The organism is Protofrankia sp. CiP1_Cm_nod3 (assembly GCF_982290655.1).
Genome location: NZ_CEVIVD010000143.1, coordinates 10751 through 12132, shown reverse-complemented (window position 1 = coordinate 12132; position 1382 = coordinate 10751). Strand labels below are relative to the sequence as shown.

Annotated in this window: 1 protein-coding gene; it reads left to right on the top strand. The window is 69.3% G+C overall.

Annotated features, from left to right (window positions below):
• Positions 1-674: 674 nt before the first annotated feature.
• On the top strand, positions 675-1382 hold a 708-nt coding region (locus tag AC5LUJ_RS20160; protein WP_493465516.1), incomplete at its 3' end, for a bacterial transcriptional activator domain-containing protein.

The following is a 1382-nucleotide window of genomic DNA, read 5'->3' as shown; positions in this document are numbered from 1 at the left end:
CGCCTTCACCGGCCATCGCTCCTCCGGTTGGCCGACCACCCAAACCCCCGCCGCCTCCAGGAGAACCACCGGTACGTCCGGAGGCGGCGGGGCACCCGGACGGCGGCAACCCGGCGGGGCGTGCTCACGGCCCTTCCCCGTCCGTGGACGCCTCCTCCCGGGGAGACGGTGCCGCCTCCGTCTGGCGCAACAGAGCGATGCCGGCCCGGGAGCTCCAGGTGCCCGGGGCCTCCGGGATGTCAGTGGGGCCTGTGCCGCCACGTTCTCCTGATGCACACGTTCCTGATGCACACGGCGTCCAGCTGTATCCGTTTCCGCCGCCGACCGCGTTCCCGGCCGAGGCCTCCCCCCTGCCGTCCATGCCCCCTCCCGGTGCGGTCTGGCCAGCGCCACCGTCGACACCGACGGCACAACCGTGGAAGACACCAGGGCTGCTGGTCCGGCTTTCCGGGCGAACCGCGGCGAGCGACGCCCTCGCGGCCCCGGCTCCCGGCGACGACGGCCTGCCGCGGACGGATCCGCCTGACGACAACGCACTGTCCACCCTGCCGGCTCCACTGCCACAGCCAGTTTCCCAGCCGCAACCAGTTTCCCGGCCGCTGGCAGCGCCACCCGTGCTGCCGGCGGCGCTGGCGTCGTCACCGGCGCGGCCAGCGCCAGTGACGACGCCAGCCGTGCCTGGCGAGCTGTTCCGAGCGACCGACGTCGCAATCCGGATCATGGGAGAGATCGCCGTCGAGGCGCCGGGGCCCTGCGATCCGGATCGCCGGGAGTTCCTGACCGAGCTGGTGGTGTACCTGGCTCTGCATCGCTCAGGGGTACTTTCCAGCGCTCTCAGCGCCGTGCTCCTGCCGCCAGGGACTCCTGACGACGTGCTCAACGACGAGCTCGAGCATGTCGCCGGCTGGCTCGGGAGTGACAACGAGGGCCGCCCGCATATCACGGTCAGTGATAACGAATGCTGGCGCCTGACTGACGACGTCCGGTGCGACTGGGATCTTTTCGTCGCCTACACCCATCGCTCCGCCCAACCGGAGACGGACGCCGAAGACGATCTTACAACAGCATTACGGCTGGTCGCCGGACCACTGTGGACAAATCTGCCGGCAGGCCGCTACCGATGGCTGGACTCAGGCAGGATCAGGACGATCACCTCCACCGCCGTCGTCGATGTGGCCCACCGACTTGCCAACTTGACGCTCGGTAACGGCGATACCGTTACCGCCATCGCGGCGTGCCGAACGGGCCTGCGCGCGGCGCCAACAGCCGAGATCCTGTGGCGAGATCTACTACGCACAGTAGCAGCTCGCCATGACCGCAAGGCCCTGGAGGCGGTGATCAACGAGATGTACCAGATGATCGCGCCATCACGGACCGGCCTC